Genomic DNA, 21,897 nt, shown 5'->3' with positions numbered 1-21,897 from the left:
TTTAAATTTTTATTATTTTAATAAAGAATTCACTAATTCATCATACTTTGGACTGTTTAAGAAGTTCTCTACGGAGATATGAACTGCATTCGGTACTTTTGCCTTTGCTCGATCAGTTAAATCTTTATGAGTTATTACAACATCTACATCATTTGGCAAATTATTAATTGCTACATTCGTAATCTCTAATTCTATTCCCGCTGTTTTTACTTTTTTGCGTAATATTGATGCTCCCATGGCACTAGATCCCATACCGGCATCACATGCAAAAATAATCTTCTTTACTTCTTTATCAATACCAAGAGAACTAGCTACTTCTTTTTCAGTCTGTAATAGACTAGCTACTTTACTTTCTTTACCTTTTAAATCTTGTGTTTTTTGGGCTGCTCTCTCTAAATCATCATCCGATGCAACTGACTTAGATGATTTTAGAACTACAGCTGAAACAATAAATGAAACGGCTGTTGCAACAAATACTCCTGCAAGAATCGGTAAGTATCCTCCTTTTGGAGCCATTGCTAATATTGCAATAATACTTCCTGGAGAGGCTGCTGCTACTAGACCTGCGCCTAATATATTGAAAGTAAATGTACCGGCCACACCGCCAGCAATAACTGAAAGGATTAATAAAGGTCTCATTAGGATGTATGGGAAATAAATCTCGTGAATCCCACCTAAGAAATGGATAATCACAGCTCCTGGTGCTGTTTGTTTAGCTGTACCTTTTCCGAAGATTGTATATGCTAATAGTACACCTAAACCTGGTCCTGGATTGGCTTCTAGTAAGAATAAAAGTGACTTTCCAGCTGATTTTGCTTGTTCAAGACCAATTGGACTTAAAATTCCGTGGTTGATCGCATTGTTTAAAAATAAGATTTTTGCTGGTTCAATAAATATGTTTGCCAATGGAATGACATTTGCTTTTACCATCATATCTACACCGTTAGCTAACACTTCTGTTAGTGTCGATACAACTGGATTAACGCCTATTAAACCAATTATTGCTAAAATTGCTCCTAAAATACCCGCTGAGAAATTATTAACTAACATCTCAAATCCTGACTTAACTTTTCCTTGTATAGCTTGGTCAAATTTCTTAATAGCCAAACCACCAAGTGGTCCCATAATCATAGCGCCTAGGAACATCGGCATCTCTGCACCAACAATTACCCCCATTGTTGCAATAGCACCAACAACTCCACCTCGAATATCATGGACCATTCTTCCGCCAGTAAAACCAATTAGCAATGGTAATAAATAAGTAATCATTGGACTTACTAATACCGCCAACTTTGCATTAGGTAACCATCCAGTAGGTATAAACAGTGCTGTTATTAATCCCCATGCAATAAACGCACCAATGTTTGGCATTACCATACCGCTTAGAAAACTACCAAAGCTTTGTATTTTTACTTTTATGTTATTTTTTTCTGTATTCAATATTTTACCTCCCCTGTGAAGCTTATATATAAATGATAAAACGCTTACAGTATCAATACAATGAAATGAATATTCGTATTTGTCGCCTACTAATGTGACAAAATTTAAAAGGGCTAAATAAGATTTAGAAAAGGAAACAACCTTTTTCTTTAATGGCTACTTTTATAGAATGCTAGATTCCATTCACACGAGCAATAGGTCTCTTAACATAATCAAAAACATGACATGATACCTATAAAAATACCACTACATAAGGCCCACAAACCGGAATAAAGAATAGAAATAAAAAAGGAACATATTCAAGATATGAATATGTTCCTTTTGATTTTATATTGTGGAAATGAAAGCTTTTATCCTACTACTCTTATCCGACCTGTCCACTATATTTAGATTCTTCTTCTGGGAATAAAAACCCCAACTCATGGTGTTCACCTTCATAGACTGAAGATTGAGTTATACGAATTTCAGAATTGAAATCAACTACTTCTAATTTACAGTACGCGCGGTTAATTTGTAGTGCTTCATAAAACTCATTAACAGTAGAGACATTTTGTCCATTTACTTTTGTAATGCTTTCGCCTACTTTAATGTTCATTTTATCTGCTACAGAATTTGGTAAAATCCCTAAAACAATTAGGCCAGTTGATTTAACTGTAAAGTATGATGGTGTATTAATATCTCTATTTTTATGAATATAGTTTATAGCTTCTCGTCCCACTACTGCGATAGCTACAGCTATGAATGCTACAAATCCAATAAAATAACTTAATATTCCACCTACACAAACTATAATTGCTAAAGCTACTATTTGTTTACCCACAGTTTTAACTGATTCCTTTGGTAGCATTCCTTGAATTAACTGGTAAAATCCAATCCCAAATGGTACAAAAAGAATTGAATAACCACTATCACCTAAAGCAAGTGTCGGCCACCATGAATAGTCACTAACGATCGAACCACTTGGTATTAGTAAAAATAATGGTACCATCCATAATCTATTTGCCTCATGTGCCCCTACTCTTTTACCACGTTTACTCTCAATAAATAAAGGAGTTGTATGATTTGCGGCATTACGTTGAACTAAAATTCCTTCAGCCAATAAAAGTAAAGCCAATAGAATTGTTATAGCAGGAAGCATGGCATTCAAATCATTTGGTATAAAGTTTTTCAAAAAAGGTAATGAATCTTGCCCTCTATTAAGAAACGGAAGAGCAACTAATGCTAGTCCAAAAAGATAAGCAGGAGACATCCATCTGAATTGTAAAATTAGTGCACAAATAATCGTTAACACACTTAGTAAATAAACCATTTCAATCGGAATACTAATTCCAACTACCAATGTTATAACTGAAAGAATTAATCCGATCAATAATCCATTCCAAAGTGAAGTTTTCCACTCGAACGTTACATTAAAATTTCGAACTGAAAAATGCTTACGTTCTCGTTTTACACGTAAATTACCACAGAAAATTGATGCGATGAAAAATATATAAGTAAATGGATTTAAAAATAGCTTACCTAATCCAACTAAGAGTTCAGATAATAAATTTGACCACATAACATTCACCACCTTTTTTATATAATAGATTGATATTCTTATGTTATCGGTTTATTGATATTTTTTCAAAGAGAATATGCTGCAAAACAATAAAAAAAGCACACTTCTCCATAAAGTGTACTTTCGACATACTAAACTAAAACTCCTGCATGGATTGTAATTTCAAATCTATTTCCCGGGAATTATGTCAAATGAGGGCGAAATAAATTTCCTTCTCTCAGATTGACCACCAAATCTTAGAACTCTGTCTATACAAAGAGGACAATTCAAAATTGTCCTCTCTGTGTATTATTATTGAGCTACCATATCTAAAGCTTTTTCTAACTGTAGATCATTCTTTTCATCTTTAATTTTATCAATTAATGATGATTCAAGTTTTTCTGAAGTTAGAGGATCAATTTTACCGTTAACAGTAATCCCAACAGCTTTTTGGAAGTTCTTAACAACTGTCTCTGTTTGCTTGCTGAAATATCCATCTTTACGGCCTGGGTCGTATCCTAATCCTTTTAACATGATTTGCGCTTGTTTAATATTTTCATCATTGTCATCGAATTTAAATGTTTTCTTTTTATCAATTGGTGTTGCGTAGAAATAATCAGGTTGTTTCACAGCAACATCTGGTTTAATACCTTTTTTGTGAATCCAAGTACCATCTGGAGTTAACCATTTAAATTGCGTTAACTTAATATTACTACCATCTTTGAAATCTAATGTGGATTGTACAGTACCTTTACCATAAGATTTTTCACCAATTAATTCATAATGTCCTGCTTCACTTAATGCCGCTGCTAAAATTTCAGCCGCAGATGCACTTCCTTTATCAATTAATACATCAATTGGATATGGTTTCGCTTTATTTAATTTAGTATAATACTTCTCACGTTGGCCATTTCTATTTTCAACTTGTAAATATGGCTCACTTTTTACAACTAATTCTCCTAAAACGCCTTCTACAGCTTGTAGGTACCCGCCAGGATTTCCTCGAACGTCAATTGTTAAACCTTGGATATTTTGATCCTCTAGTTTTTTCAATTCTTTCTTAAACTCGTCAGCCGTTTTTTCATTAAATGAAGTGATATGAATATAACCGATTTTTTCGTTGTTTACGTCTTTCACCGAACTAAACACTGTATACATTGGAATATCATCACGTTTAATTGTAAATTTAATTGGGTCCGGAACTCCTGGACGTTGTATTTCAATCGTAACATTTGTTCCTTTTTTACCACGGATTTTTAACACCGCATCATATTGAGATAAACCTTTTACGCTCTTACCATCAACTGATAAAATTTCATCCTTTGGTTTCAGGCCAGCCTTTTCCGCAGGAGAGTTCTTAATTGGAGATACAATTATTAGTTTGTCACCATCTTTAGAAACTTCTGCCCCAATTCCTTGGAAAGATGAACCTAATGATTCATGGAACTGTTTGGCTGTCCTTCCATTCATATAAGTAGAGAACGGATCATCTAAAGTTGTTACCATCCCTTGGATTGCACCTTCAGTTAATTTATCGGGATCAATTTTTTTCACATATTGATTTGCAATAATTTCGTAAGCTTTTTGTATTTTAGCAATATTTTCATCTTCAGAAGCTTTTACTTCTTTACTCTCAGAGAATTTAGAAACGATTGTACTTGTACCATCATCAAATGTAAATTTTCCTACCCCCAAACCAACAACAAATGTTGCTGTCGCAAGTAGAGCCGTTGTTTTACGATTCATGCAGAACCTCCTATTTTTCGTTCCTTAAGAACGTACCAATCTATTAAATAGTGTATGTACCTGAAAAAGCATCACACAGACGTGCGATGCTATTTCTGTTCTATTATATGATAAGCCTGTATCACTTATGTTTGCAAGTAGAACACGATTTAATAAATTTTTATTAGAAGAGTTTAATTTATTTTGGTAGATGTTGTAAGTATGGCGTTAGATTAATACCGATCTTGCTCGCAAGTCTCTCACCTAGTTTTGCATCTGCACGATAGAAGTTACAAACTGCACGAAGCTTAATTTTTTCATCTACATCTGCTAGATCAGCACTAATATTTTTAATTACAGCATCCTGCTCCGCTCTACTATATCTATTCCATACTTCTCCTGCTTGGCCGAAGTCATTTGTTTTTTCTATTTTTTTGCGCTCAGAAACACCACTTAATGGCTGAGCTACTTCAACATAATCCGTATCCTCTTTTGGCGTATCCGAGTAGCTATTTGGCTCAAAGTTAATTTGATGTGTTTGCTGACCAAAAGGCATATGTCCATCACGTTGACCATTCGCTACTTTCGCAAAAGGACAGTTAATTGGAAGTTGTAAATAATTTGCCCCAATACGATATCTTTGGGTATCTGAATAAGAGAATAATCTTCCTTGTAGTAACTTGTCCTCAGATGGTAATATACCAGGAACTAACACGCCTGGATTAAATCCAACTGATTCAGTTTCCGCAAATATATTTTCAGGGTTTCGATTAAGGACCATCGTTCCAACAAATTGTCGAGGAATCACATCTTCAAACCAATCTTTTGTTGGGTCTAAAGGATCAAAGTCGAAATCATCCATATCTGCTGGATTTAATACTTGAACATATAAGTCCCATTCTGGAAAATCCCCGTCTTCAATTGAATCATATAAATCTCGACTTGCATGGTTAAAATCTTTACCTTGAACTTCACTGGCTTCTTCCATTGAAAGATTTTCAATTCCTTGCTTTGGTACCCAACGAAGTTTTACATAAACAGTATTACCATATTCATTTATCCATTTATATGCGTGAACACTTGAACCTCTCATTTGACGATAGTTCGCTGGAATACCTTCATCAGAAAATACATGTAATAACATATTTGTTGACTCGGGTGTTAGAGACATAAAATCCCAGTATCTGTTAGGTGTTTGTAGATTGGTCCTAGGATCTGGCTTTAATGAATGAACCATATCAGGGAATTTCATTGCATCGCGAATAAAGAATATAGGAAGATTGTTACCCACAAAATCATAGTTACCATCTTCGGTATAAAATTTTACAGCAAATCCTCGAGGATCACGTAATGTTTCAGGAGAATGTAATCCATGAATAACTGTTGAGAAACGAGCAAATACTGGTGTTTCTGTTCCGGCATCTTGTAAAAACTTAGCTTTCGTATATTTTTTCATACTATTTTTAGTAATGAAAACACCGTGTGCTCCAGCTCCACGTGCATGCACAACACGCTCAGGTACTCTTTCACGATCAAAATGAGCTAGTTTTTCAATTAATTGATAATCCTCTAATAAAGTTGGACCTCTACGTCCCGCTGTAAGTGAATTTTGATTATCTCCAATTGGCACGCCTTGATTTGTTGTTAATCGGTTATTTGTCATATCATTTCTCCTTAATTAGAATAATTATAATCTAGTAATAATTATATAATAAGCTGACTTATAATGAAAATCAATATCAAATTATAATTATTATAAACTATTAATTGATTTAATTAATTCTTCACTATGTAGGTATGACTTGCCGTTCTTATATTAAAAAAGGTGCTGATTTAATAAATTCAACGTAAAAGAGCCATATAAATACTAAAATTCATCTATAACTCAACATTAAGCATTCCAAATCGAACCATTTTATTAGTTTTTTATGATAATATGTGTTCTTTTTAATAGTTTAGTTGGCTTTATTTGCGTTTTGGAAATTTTAATTGCGATTCTCCATTTTTATTTGCCATTCCACAGTTTTATTTGCGACTATTCATCTGTTTTATTTGTATTCAATAATCACAAAAAACAAAGAAAAAAACCTATCCTAATAATTTAGGATAGGTTTTTAGTAAATTAAAAATTAATATATTTCATAGGATCTACTGCATTTGATTTAGCATAATTCCATTCACCTTTATGTAATTCAAAGTGTAAATGCTGTCCCGTAGAATGACCAGAATTTCCCATATAACCAATTTGCATACCTTTTGAAACAGTTTGTCCAGTTGATACATTAAAACTATCCAAGTGAGCATATACAGTTGTCCATACTTGTCCATCAATATTATGCGTTATAAATACACAATTTCCATAAGAAGATGAGACATAAGCACGAATTACAACTCCATCAGCTGCCGCTACAACTGGTACACTTCCCGCTGAAGCAATATCAACACCTTCATGGAACTCTCCACCCTCAAATGAACGCTGTCCAAATCCAGAAGAGATATAACCGTTTGCTGGTCTTGTAAAGTTACCACTAGACACGGTTGGTGTATTATCAGAACTACCAGTACTATCTGAATTACTAGCATTAGTTGAACTACTAGAGCTTTCAGATCCACTTGAATGGTTTGTACTAGTAGATGATTTTTTACTTTTTGCAGCAGCTTCTGCTTTACGTTTAGCCTCCGCTTTACGTTTAGCTTCTGCGGCAGCTCTTTCAGCAGCTTGTTTCTTAGCGATTTCAAGCGCTTTTTGCATTGCAGCCTGCTGACTTGCTAGTAATTCATCTTGTTCCTTTAAATCTAAAACATCTGCATGAGCTTCGCTTTCTTTAGCTTTTAATGAAGCCATTAATTTGTTCTTTTCGCTAACCTGACTTGCTAGTTGATTATTTAGACTCTTTAAGTTCGTTAAATCTCTTTCGATTTTTTCTTGCTTTATAGTCAAATCATCTTTTTTAGCACTAACTTCTTTTAAGTCCAAGTTTTGCTTGTTAATAATGTCCTCGTCAGCCTTCATAATAATTTGTACGGCAGTCATTCGTTGAATTAAATCTCCGAAACTATTAGCACCTAAAATGACATCAATATAGGATACCATTCCACCGGACTTTTGAAGAGAACGCATACGGTTTTTCAATAATTCTTCACGAGATTTAATACGTTCTTCAATAAACTTAATTTCTTCCTTTAGTTTTGAAATTTGCTTTTTCCCATCACTAACTGCATCTTCAGTTTGGTTAACTTTTTGTTTAGTCAGTTTCATTTGAGCATCAAGTTTTTCAAGCTCCGCAACAACTTCATGCTGGTCATGCTTTATATCAGCAATTTTGTTGTTTGTTGCGTCCGTCTTATCCTTAACCTCACTACGCTTCTTTTTAATGCGGTCAATTTCAGTTTGGTATTTACTTTCAGCAAAAGAAACGGATGGGATAGCACCGATGATGAAAGTACTGCATAACATAATCGTTATTACTTTCGTTGATTTTCTCTTATTCATCTAAGATCCCTCCTTATGTATATAGAAAAGCCCTAGTACCTGTATCAACTCAGACAGACGTTAAATTGGGAACTAGAGCTTATCAATCGTATTACTCTATTAAAACTATAAATGAAAAATTTAATCTTATTTACGTAAAAACTTACGAATTGACATAACAGAACCCCACATCCCGATTACTGCACCAATACCTATTAAAATCGCAGATAGCTGGTACACAAACGGTGAAAATGGTAATAATGTAAACATTGTTCCTGCTAATTTTGGCATTAGCATATTATAAATGACTTTATAGCCTGTTAATAGTAAAACAATTGGAATAACGGATCCTAACACACCTAACAGTAAACCTTCTAATAAGAATGGCCAACGAATAAAGTTATTAGTTGCCCCTACCAATCTCATAATCTCAATTTCACGTCGTCTTGCCATGATTGTTATTTTGATAGTATTAGAGATTAAGAACATCGCAGTAAATAATAGACCGAAAATCAGTACTAAACCGATATTACGCCCTACCGAAACGGCATTAAATAATTTTTGAACTTGTTTTTTACCATAAATTACTTCATCAATATATTTTAAGCCTTCAATTTTTTTGGCTACTGGTGCGATTTGTTCTGGAGAATCTGTTTTAACAATATACGTATCATTTAATGGATTTTGCTGTTCAAACAGTTGGAATGCTTTCCCATCTTCTCCCATACTTTTAATTAGATTGTTTAGTTCTTGATCTTTCGACGAAAACTTAACAGTCGTTACATGATCTAATTTTTTGATTTCTTCTTTTAAAGTAGCTTGTTGCTCTTTGTTTGCTGTTAAATCCACTAAAACACGTACTTCTACATCTTTTTCTAGAGTTGTACCAATATGGTTAACATTCATAATTACAGTTAAAAATACACCAACAAGCATTAAAGTAACTGCTACAGCACTTATCGATGCAAACGTCATCCAACCATTTCGTTTTAAACTACGTAGTCCCTCACGAACATGTCTTTTTGCAGTTCTAGCTTTCATAACCGTACACTCCTCTCGCTTGGTCGCGTACAATTTTTCCAGCTTCAATTGCAATTACACGTCGCTTAATCGTATTTACAATATCTTTATTATGAGTTGCCATTACAACAGTTGTTCCACTATCATTGATTTCTTTAAATATGTCCATAATCTCCCATGTAGTTTCAGGGTCTAAGTTACCCGTTGGCTCATCGGCGATCACTACTTGTGGTTTATTTACAATAGAACGGGCAATCGAAACACGTTGCTGTTCACCACCAGAAAGCTCTGTTGGTAAGAATCGCGCTTTATGTTTTAATTTAACAAGTTCAAGTACTTCCATAACTCTTTTCTTGATTGTTTTCGGATTTTCTTCAATAACTTCAAGTGCAAATGCAATATTTTCATAAACTGATAAAGTCGGTAACAATTTATAGTCTTGGAAAACTACCCCAATATTTCTACGTAATAAAGGAACTTTTTTATCCTTCATATGGCTTAAATCCATTCCATTAATTAAGATCGCACCCTTTGATGGTTTTTCTTCACGGTACATCATTTTAATGAATGTCGACTTCCCGGCACCACTTGGTCCCACGACATACACAAATTCACCTTGGCGAATTTTTACATTAATACCATCTACCGCAAGAACACCATTAGGATAAGTCTTATAAACATCTTTTAACTCAATCATGACATTCTCCTTAATTTTTTGTTCCGTTTTCTTCTATCAAACTATATAAGATCCACTCTGGATGAAATTATACTTAACTTTACTTGATCTTATTATTTCGCCTGCTATTTACATATTTCGATAAATTCAGCTAAGCTCCTCTATTATACCACTTAAAAAATGTCAAAATTGATAAATTTATGTTACATTTTAATAATAGACAGGATTATTTCCGAACGTTTCACGAGCTTGTTTAACAAATTATGGAAAAATGTAACTAAAATGAAAAGAAACAGACCTTTTCTAATTAACAGAAAATTGTCCGTTTCTTTAATTTTTTTCTATAGAATTTAAAACATTTTATTTTTTAGTTGCAAGCCATTTCGCTACACTTTTCGCGTCATTTCCTTGAACAACTCCACTAGGCATTGAACCTCTACCATCATGAATGATATTTTCTATTTCTTTTTCAGAGTATTTCGCTCCGACCTTTTTTAAGCTTGGTCCAATTACACCTTCAAGTTCTCCACCATGGCAGCTAGCACAGCTTTGTTTAAACAACTTTTCCCCACTTGCAACCGATACCGGCTCACCTGAATCATTCTTTTTACTTGTATTATTATTTGAACCACACGCTGTAATCGTTAACAGCATACCACCAGTTATAAAAGCAAGAAGTAGCTTTTTCACAAAAATCATCGCCCCTTTAAAAATCCCATAACTATAGTCTACTACTAATAAAAATATTTATTTTACCTTTTTATGTCAAATTTGTGAAACCTTCTCCAAGAACTTCTGTTGCATCTACGACTGTAATGAAAGCATTTCGATCAACTGACCGAACGATATCACGAAGAGAAGAAAATTCAGATTGATCAAGTACACACATTAATACTAAACGGTCTTCATTTGTATATCCACCAACACCAGTTAGCTTTGTTACTCCACGATCTAATTCGTGAACTATTGCTGTTGTTACAGGCTCCACTTCTGAAGTAATGATTAGTGCCATTTTTGATCTAGCAAGGCCAATTTGAACTAAATCGATTGTTTTACTCGTAACAAAAAGTGCAATCAGTGCATACATACCGCTTTCAAGATTAAAAACAATTGCAGATGTAAGAACAATTAATCCGTCAATAAATGCTACACAAATCCCAAGTGATAAACCAGTATATTTATGAACAATTTGAGCTGCTAAATCTGTTCCACCAGTAGAAGCTTTCCCTCGGAACACGATTCCTAGACCTAAACCAATAAATAGTCCACCAAAAATTGATGCTAAAAGTGGATTATCAGTTGCTGGTTTAATATTGTATAAATCAACTAAATAAACAACAAGTGGAATAAAAATAGTTCCAACTAATGTTTTAGCCCCAAATTGTCTACCTAAGAAAAATACCCCTGCAATAAATAAAGGTATATTAAATGCCCATTGTACAAATGCAGGATTAAATCCCATCGTACTCTTTAAAATCGTCGAAATACCACTTACTCCACCAGAAGCAATATGATTTGGTAATAAAAACACACAAAACGCGATAGCAATAATTGCAGAACCAACTAATACAAAAAAGTACTCAAAAAACGTTTTTCCCCACCCTACAGTTAGAGCAGTAGAATATCTGATCTTTTTCAAACTTATCCCCCTCAAATATTTCTCACTAACAGACAACTTTTCTATTTTATATCCTTTTTATCGGATACTCTCTCTATTTTTTATTATGAAAAAAACAATAAGATTTAATTACATATAAACAAAATTTACTTTCTTCCATTTGTAAAACACCTTAAAAATAAATATGATTCATGTAACTCCCTCACATTAGTAGGGTAAAATCCTTACTAACCCCCTAAGGAAAAAAGCTCAAAAGAATAACATTTCCTAATTTAGAAGATGTCCGTTTAGACAAAGTCCAAAAAAATTGATGTTCAGACTAATTGCAAGCGTTTGGCGGGCAGTCTGATAGAAGATGGTTTAGGTTAAAAGATGGATTTACAGACTAACTAAATGATTAAATATACCTCTTTTGTCCTCAAAGATTAGGGCTGGTAAGAAAGAAGTTTCCCCCAATCTTATCAGCCCATTTTTCAACATTAAATCTTAGAACGTAAGTAAGCATCAATAAATGGATCAAGATCTCCATCCATTACTGCATGTACATTACCAACCTCTGTGTTTGTTCGGTGGTCTTTAACCATTGAGTATGGGTGGAAAACATATGAACGAATTTGACTTCCCCAGCCAATTTCTTTTTGTTCTCCACGAATTTCATCTAATTGAGCTTGTTGCTCTTCTATTTTACGTTGATATAGTTTTGCTTTTAACATTTTCATTGCATGTTCACGGTTCTTAATTTGTGAACGCTCTGTTTGACATGTTACTACTGTGTTAGTTGGTACGTGTGTAATACGTACTGCTGAGTCAGTTGTATTAATATGCTGACCACCCGCTCCACTTGCACGATACGTATCAATTTTTAAATCCTCTGTACGAATATCGATTTCAATTTCTTCATTAAACTCAGGCATTATTTCACAAGAAACGAAAGAAGTATGACGGCGACCTGATGAATCGAATGGTGATATACGCACTAAACGATGAACGCCTTTTTCTGCTTTTAAATAGCCATATGCATTATGACCTTTAATCGCTAAAGTTACACTCTTAATACCAGCCTCATCACCAGGTAGATAATCTAAAGTTTCGACTTTAAATCCACGTTTTTCAGCCCATCTAGTATACATACGTAATAACATTGAACCCCAATCTTGAGACTCGGTTCCACCTGCTCCTGGGTGAAGCTCAAGAATTGCATTATTTTTATCATATGGCTCGCTTAATAATAATTGAAGTTCGAAATCATTTAGTTTTCCAGTTAAAGATTTTACTTCAGTTATTAGTTCTTCAAATAGTTCATCGTCATTTTCTTCTTTAACTAACTCATATGTTACTTCAAGATTCTCATATCCATCATTTAAATCATTGAATTCATTAATAACCTCTTTTAAACCATTTACTTCACTAATTACTACTTGTGCAGCTTTTTGATCATCCCAAAAATCTGGCTCTGACATAAATGCTTCAAGCTCATCTAGTCTTGCCTGTTTTGTTTCGACGTCAAAGAGACCCCCTAAATGCTTGAAGGCGTTTCGCCATCTTTTCTAGTTCTTGCTTTACTTCTACTAATTCCATTACATAACACCTCGTTTAAATTTTACGAACAATAAAAAGCAGGTAAAGACAAGTAGTAAAGTGAGAATAACCTTTGAAAGTTACTCTTCTCTTTTAATAACTACTTGCCCTTGCCCCTTTTCATATAGTTTCTATTTTATTAGATTCCTTTACCGTGGCAGTTTTTATACTTCTTACCTGATCCACAAGGACAATCTTCATTACGACCAGTCTCTTCGCCTTTTACGATTGGTTTTTTCTTTACTTCACCATCACCATCATTACTTACATGAATTGCATCGCCTTGTACAGCTTCACGCTCTACGTCAGCTTCAATTTCAGCTTTCATAATAATGCGAGATACTTCTTCTTCAATAGAAGCAATCATCTCTTCAAACATTGCGAAGCCTTCCATTTGATATTCACGTAGTGGATCAATTTGTGCATATGCACGTAAATGGATTCCTTCACGAAGTTGATCCATTGAATCGATATGAGCCATCCATTTGTTATCAACTGTACGTAATAATACAACTTTTTCAAACTCACGCATTTGTTCAATTGGTAAAGCTACCTGTTTTTCTTCGTAACGTTCGAATACTGTTTTTTGAATTAATTCAACCATTTCATCTGGTTCAATTACACGTAATTGTTCAACTGTAATTTCATCTTCATTTAATAAGTTTGCTTCTAAGAAATCAATGATTCCTTCTACATTCCACTCTTCTTGAAGCTGCTCGTTTGGAGTATGAGCTTGAACTACTCTGTTAATAGTACCTTCAATCATATTTTTAACAATTGGTTGTAAATCATCTGAATCAATAACTTCAGAACGTTGAGCATAAATAACTTCACGTTGTTGACGTAATACATCATCGTATTGAAGTAATTGTTTACGAGCATCAAAGTTATTACCTTCTACTCGTTTTTGTGCGGATTCAACTGCACGAGAAACCATTTTACTTTCAATCGGTTGAGAATCATCTAAACCTAAACGGTCCATCATAACTGATAAATTTTCTGAACCGAAACGACGCATTAATTCATCTTCCATTGATAAATAGAAAGTTGTCACACCAGGGTCTCCTTGACGACCAGAACGACCACGTAACTGATTATCAATACGACGGCTTTCATGTCGCTCAGTACCAATAACAGCTAATCCACCAAGCTCACGAATACCTTCACCTAATTTAATATCTGTACCACGACCAGCCATGTTTGTCGCAATAGTAACTGCGCCACGGTGACCAGCCAATGCGATAATATCAGCCTCACGTTCATGGTTCTTCGCATTTAATACTTCGTGTTTAACACCTTTACGTTTTAACAATTGAGATATTAACTCTGAAGTCTCGATCGCTACTGTACCAACTAGAACTGGTTGTCCAGCTTTGTGACGCTCAACGATTTCATCAACTACAGCATTAAATTTTCCACCCATTGTTTTATATACTAAATCTGGTTTATCCATACGAGCGATTGGGCGGTTCGTAGGAATAACTAGAACATTCATATTATAAATATTACGGAACTCTTCTTCCTCAGTTTTTGCTGTACCAGTCATACCAGAAAGCTTTTTATACATACGGAAGTAGTTTTGGAAAGTAATTGTCGCAAGCGTCATACTTTCGTTTTGGATTTTTAATCCTTCTTTCGCTTCAATCGCTTGGTGAAGACCTTCACTGTATCGGCGACCTTTCATCAAACGACCAGTAAATTGGTCAACGATCACAATTTCACCATCTTGAACTACATAATCTACATCATGAGTCATCGTAACATGAGCACGTAATGCCTGAGTAATATGATGGTTTAAGTTAACATTTTTCAAATCAAATAGGTTATCTACGCCAAAAGCTTTCTCTGCACGAGAAATACCATCTTCAGTTAATAAAACAGATTTCGTTTTTACATCGTACGTATAATCTTTGTCTAGTTTAAGCATTCCAACAAATGCATTCGCTGCAATATAAGATTGTGCAGACTGTTTTGCTTGTCCAGAAATAATTAACGGAGTACGTGCTTCGTCAATTAAAATTGAGTCAACCTCATCGATAATAGCATAGTTTAGTGGACGTTGTACTCGTTGTTCAGCGTATACAACCATGTTATCACGTAAATAGTCAAATCCTAATTCATTATTTGTACTATACGTAATATCACAAGCATATGCCTCACGCTTTTCATCTGGTTCCATACTATTTAGATTTAGACCAACAGTAAGTCCTAAGAACTCATACAATTGACCCATTTCACGCGCATCACGACTAGCTAAGTATTCATTGACCGTAACAACGTGAACACCTTCGCTACTTAAAGCATTTAAGTAAACAGGTAAAGTAGAAGTTAAAGTTTTACCTTCCCCTGTTTTCATTTCTGAGATATTACCTTCATGTAAAGAAATTCCACCTAATAACTGTACAGGATATGGAGTCATACCAAGCACACGAGTAGCACCTTCACGAACAACGGCAAACGCTTCAACTAAAATATCATCAAGAGTTTCACCTTTTTGAATACGCTCTTTAAATTCAAATGTTTTACCTCTAAGTTCATCATCAGATAATTTTGTATACTGATCCTGTAAAGATAAAACTTGATCAACTTGTTTTTGCATTTTATTTAATTGTCGCTGATTAAGATCAAAAACCTTTTTTATCATTCCAAGCATTCGTAACGCTCCTCTATTATAAAGTCATAAACTAAAATGTCATTAAGTTAGTAGATACTATTTCTAATTTTATCATTAAATGAAGATAAGTGACAACCTTATGTCGAGATTGTTCTATTAGAATTAATTAATTTTTTTGAAAATAAGTAAATAAGACCAAAAAAGGACTAAGCTAATTCTTCAGCTCAGTCCTTTTATTATTATTTTTATTAATTTTATTTGGCTTCAATTAAACCGTAACGACCATCTTTTCTAGCGTAAACGATGTTCGTTTTATTCGTTTCACCGTTTAAGAATACAAAGAAGTTATGACCTAACATATTCATTTGTAGCACTGCTTCTTCTGCATCCATAGGTTTTAAATCAAATTGCTTTGTTCGAACTAACTCAATATCATTTTCGTGCTCTTCTACTGCAACAGCTGATTCAGTAGTAGATGGTGCAAACATGAATTTTAATGAACCTTTTTCTCTTAACTTACGATTTACTTTCGTTTTATGTTTTCTAATTTGACGATCTAGTTTATCAATAACTAAATCGACAGCTGCATACAAATCTGCATGCTCTTCTTCTGCACGTAATAACATATACGTTCCAGGAATAGTTACTTCAATTCTTTGCTTGTCGTGGAATACTTTAGCATTAACTCTCGCCGTTAACTCTTCGTCAAAATAACGATCAAATCGCGATAATTTTTTATCTACGTAATCACGAATCGCTGGAGTAATTTCAATATTTTCGCCTCGGATGTTTAGCATCATATGGGTTTCCTCCTTCATCAAGCTCCAAATAATGAAAGCTGTCATATTTATATTCTACACTTCTATCTCAATTTCCTCCTTGAAATTTTTGTCAAATATGAGAAATCTCTGTGTCCATTTATTGAACTTTTTTGGTTTAGATCAGATTATTTTTTATAATAATTTAAAACAAACAAAGGCTTACTCAAATGAGTAAGCCTTTGTGTTCCGAATCTATATAAGCAAATATTTACTTATTAACGGATAAATTAGATTTTAGTAACATTAGCAGCTTGAGGTCCACGGTTACCTTCAACGATTTCGAAGCTAACTGCTTGGCCTTCTTCTAAAGATTTGTATCCTTCTGCGTTGATAGCTGAGAAATGTACGAATACATCGTCTCCATCTTCACGCTCGATAAATCCAAAACCTTTTTCTGCATTAAACCATTTTACTTTACCTTGCATTCAAATCCATTCCCTTCAGTCGAAAACTTGTGAATCTTCTCCACAATTCAACTATACATCATAAAACTAGGACAAGTCAAAAGTAGCTTATCGCCTTTTTTTTCACGAATTCGACAAATAACGAAAAATTCTAACTATTCCCTTACCTATCATATTCGCTTACCTTCTGACCTGCCCTATTATTATTTTCCTGTTTTATGAAACGAAAATTTATATCATTTTTCCTACTAAAGTTTTTCCTTCTTCATAACCTCTGACCCTACACCTTAAATCTATATGGTACAGTAGTTACAATAACGCTTCGTTTATGAAGTAAATACGCTCGTAGTAACAAGCTTGATTGATTATGTAAAACATTATGCCAATTTTTTCTCGTAATAAACTGTGGTATTAAAACTGTAATTTCAAAGCCTTGCTCATGAGCTTTAGCTTCCATTTCATCTATTACTTTTAAAAGTGGTCTAGTAATTTCTCGATACTCTGAGTGAGCAACAATGAGTTTTACGTTAGGATTCCAAGCTTCCCATTTTTCTCTCATTTGCTCTTCACTTTCTTTATCAAAAGAAATGTAAACAGCATAAACTTCATCCGCAATACCTTGAGCATATTGCATTGTACGTTCAACTACTTTTGTGATCCCAGCAACGGGAACAACCATAATATTTCCACTAATTTTTTCAGGAATATCATTATTTAATCTTAATTGGTCACCTACTGCTTCATAGTGCTTACGAATTCTTAAGAAAAGAATAACAATTATAGGTAAAAAAACAAATATTGACCAAACTTGATTTAACTTAGTCGTTAAGAAAATAATCGAAACTGTTGCTGAGATAAATGCCCCAACAAAGTTGGCAGTTAATTTCGGCAACCAGCCAGCCGGTTTTTCTCTAATCCATTTAATTACCATACCTGTTTGAGAAAGTGTAAATGGTACAAATACACCAACAGCATATAATGGAATTAACGCTTCTGTTTTACCTTGGAAAGCAATAATTAATAAAATTGAAGCTACACCAAGTGTAATAATACCATTTGAATATCCTAGACGATCTCCTCGAAGTAAGTACATTCTTGGCATAAATTTATCACTTGCTAAGTTATAAGCTAGTAATGGGAATGCAGAAAATCCTGTATTAGCTGCTAATACAAGGATTAGCGCCGTTGTCCCTTGTATAAAGAAATAGATTATATTTCGTCCGAAAATATCGGAACCTAATTGGGACATAACTGTTTCTTCTGCATTTGGTACAATTCCATACCAGTAAGCTAAAAACATAACTCCCGAAAATAGTACTGCTAAAATCGAACCCATCAACAATAGTGTTTTTGCCGCATTTTTATCTGAAGGTACTTTAAAGTTCGGAATTGCATTTGAAATTGCTTCTACACCAGTTAAGGCTGAGCAACCAGATGAAAATGCTTTTAAAAGAATAAAGAGCGAAATCCCTGGAACAACCGTACCAATAGCTGAATGCGCTGTTTGTGGCGCATGGCCTGTAAAGACATTATATAAACCTACGATAATGATAATAACAAGTGCTACAACGAATAAATAAACTGGATATGCTAAGATCGAAGCAGATTCAGTTAGTCCACGTAAGTTTAAAATTGTAATACATATAACTAGAATAACAGCAATAAAGACTGTATGAGCGTGCAAAACTGGAAAGGCGGACGTAATCGCGTCCGTTCCTGCTGACACACTAACCGCTACTGTCAAGATATAGTCAACTAGCAAAGATCCACCGGCAACTAAACCTGGAATAACACCAAGGTTTTGTTTAGATACGACATAAGCGCCTCCACCATGTGGATAACTAAAAATAATTTGGCGATAAGATAAAATTAATGCTAATAATAAAATCAGAACGCCTATACCAATCGGAACCGAATACCAATACGCTACCGCTCCAACCGTAGTTAAAACGATCAGAATCTGCTCTGGACCGTATGCTACTGAAGAAAGCGCATCTGACGATAGGATCGCCAAGGCCTTCGTATTCGATAACTTTTGTTCACTTAACTCTGTTGACTTAAGTGGTTTACCAATTAAGTATCGTTTTAAAATCGATAACATATGTGCACCTCTACATAAAAAGTTAAAAACTAAACCATTTGAGTTTATCACATTATTAGAAAAAATTGTGTGATATATTAAGAAAATCTTTCCATAAATTTATTAAGGTTTTGACAAAATAATTAATATTAACTTTCCTCCAAATCAATTTAAAATACAATAAAATGAAAAGCCACTTTAAAAACTTTACAACTCAAATAATAGAAGCTTTCGTTTTGTATGAAAATCCTTTTTAATTTCCTTACCAACATACAGAAAGAACTTAACCTATCTGCTAAGTTCTTCCCTATTTTCTTCTTATATAGTTAACCATTTTAGTACAGCCCGATTCGATTGTTGGCCTTGATCCAACTAGTTTAATGCTTAACTTCTTAATTTATCTCTTTTTTTAGTCTTTTGTTTTATCTTTATTTCTTATTAAAATAACTAAGCATTTTTTCAGCCACTTTCATTGGTTGAACTTTGTATGTTCCCTCGTCAATTTGTTTTTTTAATTGCTGTATACGTTCATCACGTTTTGCGATTATCTGATTGGCGATTAGATTATCCTTCGCTTGAGGGGAGATTTCTATTTTTCCTTCTTGTTCTCGTTTATTTAGTTCGATTTTTTCTATGTTGTATTGATGTAAATGAACTTTATCCTCATCAGATGCATTACCCTTCACTTTTCTCACCTCATCGCTAATCGTTTTATACCTCGTCACTTTATTATTAATTATATTTTTGTTTTATTCTGCCCAATGACCACTATTTATATCGGTAAAACTAGTGGTAAAATTAAGTCCTTTTATACATGACAAGTTACCTAGTTTTATGCCCGAATCAAAGTGAGTGAATGTACTTCCGTGGCACCATTTTGTAACAATATTGTTGCGGCATCTTGTACCGTTTTACCAGTTGTATACACATCATCAAGTATTACGATCGATTCGTTATCGAAATTTTCCTCACCACAATAAGAAAAAACTTGTTCTCGGCTTAGTCTCTCATAACGGTTTAACTTACTTTGTTTTTCAGTATGAATTCTTTCTAAACAATTTGTTAAGTTTAAACCTGCGTATTGTGCGAGTACTTCAACTTGATTAAAACCTCTTTCCTTTAGTCTCGCATCACTTAGAGGTATTGGAACTATTTTATAATTTTCGTAAGAATTTTCATAGTATTCCCTCAAATCACTTGCAAATATAGATGCTAATTGAACATCACCAAAAAATTTAAAATTATTGAGCCATTCTTTTATTTCATTTGTGTAATGAAATATCGACTTATTAATAATTAACGGCATATCTGGCTTTAACCTCATATACTCTATACAATTTTTACAATGCTTTTGATTCTCCATAATATAACCACAACAAATTTCACAAACAGGACCAATAATTCTTTTAAATTTCGCTAGACATTGTGAACAAACTGATTCATTGCTTTGAAAAAACAATTTATGCAAGGAGAACTTCTCAATAAATCGAACACCACAATATACACAAATCACTTATGATCCAACCAACCTTTCTCGAAACCTAAATGATTCATTAGAAGTATCTGCTTTTTAGCTTTGACCATTTCTTCGCTAATTCCATTGTGAAAAAAGATAACTTCTCCATTTGCATATTTAATATGCCTACCAGCACGCCCTGCAATTTGAACTAGTGCACTTTCAGTAAAGATCTCTTCATCAGCGCCTATTACCGCAATTTGGCTATTCGAAATCGTAACGCCTCTCTCTAAAATTGTCGTTGTGATTAAAACTTGAGTATCACCATTTCGAAAAGCACTTACTTTTTCATGTCTTTGAGGATCTTGACTATTAACTGATGCTGATTTAATTGTTATCTTTTTAACAGCCTCTTCTATAAAAATACATTCATTAATTGTAGGGACAAACAAAAAGATTGGGCAGCTTTTTTGAATAAATAATTTTATCCATTTTTCTAAAGAAGTTGGAAGTTCTTGTGATTTGCGGATCGTTTTACGCCAGTTACCAATCCATTCAAAGCTCGGTACTGGTAGGGGTTGCCTATGGTATCTTGCGGGGACCATTACATTTTTGATTTTATCTTTAAGTGCAAGTAGTTGTTGTTCACTAGAGGGGGTAGCAGTCATTTGTACTGTAGAACCTTTAATTGTTCTTGATTCATTTGCAACCCAGTGCAAATGTGTTTCAATATTATAAGGAAAAGCATCAACTTCATCGATAATTAATAAGTGGAAGGTACGCCTAAATTTCATTAACTGATGTACTGTACAAATTGTTATCCTATTTCCATCCCATATCTCTTCACTACCTCCATAAAGTACTGAAAGTGAAATAGTAGGAAAGGCTTGTCTGAATCTAGTCGCTAGCTCTAAAACAACGTCAACTCTAGGAGTTGTAATACAAACGAATTTACCTTGCTGAAGTGCAGCTTCAATCCCTTCAAACAACATTTCTGTTTTTCCTGCACCACAAACTGCCCAAAGTAGCAAATTCTGATTTTCGTTCACAGCTTCAACTACTTTAATAGATGCTTCTTTTTGCTGAGGTGAAAGTTTTCCATCCCATTCGAGTCCAGTAATTGATGAATCTAATTTCATATCAACTTCATTAATGACTAGCTCTATACATGTCGACATTTTTCCCATAATGATACATTTTCGACAATATGTACACAGTGATGAACATTTTGCACAAAAGTGAGTAGAGAAAAAGTGTTGATTTTGATTACCACAACGGAAGCATTGATAACGAGTTTTAACTTTTTGAACCGCTTGAATGACTAGACTGGTTGGAGGGATATCCTGATGATTTGTTGAGGGGAGAAGTTGGAGTTTTCTACCGTAAAATTTGTCCATTTATTAACCTACTTTCTTTTAGTAATTGCCCAATATGGGCATCTTTCAATATTACATTC

Annotated in this window: 17 protein-coding genes; all 17 read right to left on the bottom strand. The window is 34.0% G+C overall.

The window, feature by feature from the left end; translation table 11 throughout:
• Nucleotides 1-12 precede the first annotated feature (12 nt).
• The gene (locus AN960_RS08455) at nucleotides 13-1,443 is read right to left on the bottom strand and encodes a PTS mannitol transporter subunit IIBC (protein ID WP_056469565.1); all 1,431 of its coding nucleotides are present in this window, start codon (nucleotides 1,441-1,443) and stop codon (nucleotides 13-15) included.
• A 361-nt stretch (nucleotides 1,444-1,804) separates the two neighbouring features.
• Nucleotides 1,805-2,998, bottom strand: a complete 1,194-nt coding sequence (locus AN960_RS08450) for a PDZ domain-containing protein (RefSeq protein WP_056469562.1) — start codon at nucleotides 2,996-2,998, stop codon at nucleotides 1,805-1,807.
• Nucleotides 2,999-3,289: 291 nt separating this feature from the next.
• Nucleotides 3,290-4,723, bottom strand: a complete 1,434-nt coding sequence (locus AN960_RS08445; RefSeq protein WP_056469559.1) for a S41 family peptidase — start codon at nucleotides 4,721-4,723, stop codon at nucleotides 3,290-3,292.
• A 178-nt stretch (nucleotides 4,724-4,901) separates the two neighbouring features.
• Nucleotides 4,902-6,365 (bottom strand): catalase, encoded by a 1,464-nt coding sequence (locus AN960_RS08440; protein WP_056469556.1) that lies wholly within the window; start codon nucleotides 6,363-6,365, stop codon nucleotides 4,902-4,904.
• A 459-nt stretch (nucleotides 6,366-6,824) separates the two neighbouring features.
• Nucleotides 6,825-8,195 (bottom strand): murein hydrolase activator EnvC family protein, encoded by a 1,371-nt coding sequence (locus AN960_RS08435; RefSeq protein ID WP_056469552.1) that lies wholly within the window; start codon nucleotides 8,193-8,195, stop codon nucleotides 6,825-6,827.
• A 126-nt stretch (nucleotides 8,196-8,321) separates the two neighbouring features.
• Nucleotides 8,322-9,215 carry a permease-like cell division protein FtsX gene (gene ftsX / locus AN960_RS08430; RefSeq protein WP_056469549.1) on the bottom strand — a complete coding sequence of 298 codons (894 nt, stop codon included), beginning with the start codon at nucleotides 9,213-9,215 and terminating at the stop codon, nucleotides 8,322-8,324.
• Nucleotides 9,205-9,891 (bottom strand): cell division ATP-binding protein FtsE, encoded by a 687-nt coding sequence (gene ftsE, locus AN960_RS08425; protein ID WP_056469546.1) that lies wholly within the window; start codon nucleotides 9,889-9,891, stop codon nucleotides 9,205-9,207. Before ftsE ends, ftsX begins: the two co-directional genes overlap by 11 nt.
• A 339-nt stretch (nucleotides 9,892-10,230) precedes the next feature.
• Nucleotides 10,231-10,569, bottom strand: a complete 339-nt coding sequence (gene cccB / locus AN960_RS08420; RefSeq protein WP_056469543.1) for a cytochrome c551 — start codon at nucleotides 10,567-10,569, stop codon at nucleotides 10,231-10,233.
• Between the two features lie 61 nt (nucleotides 10,570-10,630).
• On the bottom strand, nucleotides 10,631-11,500 hold the full coding sequence (locus AN960_RS08415; protein ID WP_056469962.1) for a YitT family protein: 870 nt from the start codon (nucleotides 11,498-11,500) through the stop codon (nucleotides 10,631-10,633).
• Between the two features lie 467 nt (nucleotides 11,501-11,967).
• Nucleotides 11,968-13,066 (bottom strand): peptide chain release factor 2 gene (gene prfB / locus AN960_RS08410; protein WP_286131654.1). Its coding sequence is split into 2 segments (ribosomal slippage): nucleotides 11,968-13,002 and nucleotides 13,004-13,066, totalling 1,098 coding nucleotides; the frame shifts between segments, so codons are not numbered across the junction.
• Between the two features lie 139 nt (nucleotides 13,067-13,205).
• Nucleotides 13,206-15,719: a preprotein translocase subunit SecA gene (secA, locus tag AN960_RS08405; protein WP_056469537.1), complete on the bottom strand. Its 2,514-nt coding sequence runs from the start codon at nucleotides 15,717-15,719 to the stop codon at nucleotides 13,206-13,208.
• A gap of 215 nt (nucleotides 15,720-15,934) precedes the next feature.
• Nucleotides 15,935-16,480, bottom strand: a complete 546-nt coding sequence (hpf, locus tag AN960_RS08400; protein WP_056469534.1) for a ribosome hibernation-promoting factor, HPF/YfiA family — start codon at nucleotides 16,478-16,480, stop codon at nucleotides 15,935-15,937.
• A gap of 248 nt (nucleotides 16,481-16,728) precedes the next feature.
• Entirely contained in the window at nucleotides 16,729-16,926 is a 198-nt protein-coding gene (gene cspD, locus AN960_RS08395; protein ID WP_056469532.1) for a cold-shock protein CspD, read from the bottom strand.
• 259 nt (nucleotides 16,927-17,185) lie between these two features.
• Complete coding sequence (gene kimA, locus AN960_RS08390) at nucleotides 17,186-19,006, bottom strand: potassium transporter KimA (protein WP_056469530.1); 1,821 nt, start codon at nucleotides 19,004-19,006, stop codon at nucleotides 17,186-17,188.
• A 407-nt stretch (nucleotides 19,007-19,413) separates the two neighbouring features.
• Nucleotides 19,414-19,671, bottom strand: a complete 258-nt coding sequence (locus AN960_RS08385; protein WP_056469527.1) for a flagellar biosynthesis anti-sigma factor FlgM — start codon at nucleotides 19,669-19,671, stop codon at nucleotides 19,414-19,416.
• Nucleotides 19,672-19,817: 146 nt separating this feature from the next.
• Nucleotides 19,818-20,348, bottom strand: a complete 531-nt coding sequence (locus tag AN960_RS08380; RefSeq protein WP_156339644.1) for a ComF family protein — start codon at nucleotides 20,346-20,348, stop codon at nucleotides 19,818-19,820.
• 146 nt (nucleotides 20,349-20,494) lie between these two features.
• Nucleotides 20,495-21,838, bottom strand: coding sequence for an ATP-dependent helicase ComFA (locus AN960_RS08375; protein ID WP_082459436.1), 1,344 nt, complete (start codon nucleotides 21,836-21,838; stop codon nucleotides 20,495-20,497).
• Nucleotides 21,839-21,897: the final 59 nt, after the last annotated feature.

Origin of the sequence: Bacillus sp. FJAT-25509 (genome assembly GCF_001420605.1) — a bacterium.
In the GTDB taxonomy this organism is placed as follows: domain Bacteria; phylum Bacillota; class Bacilli; order Bacillales; family Bacillaceae_G; genus Gottfriedia.
This window is presented reverse-complemented; position numbering and strand designations above follow the sequence as displayed.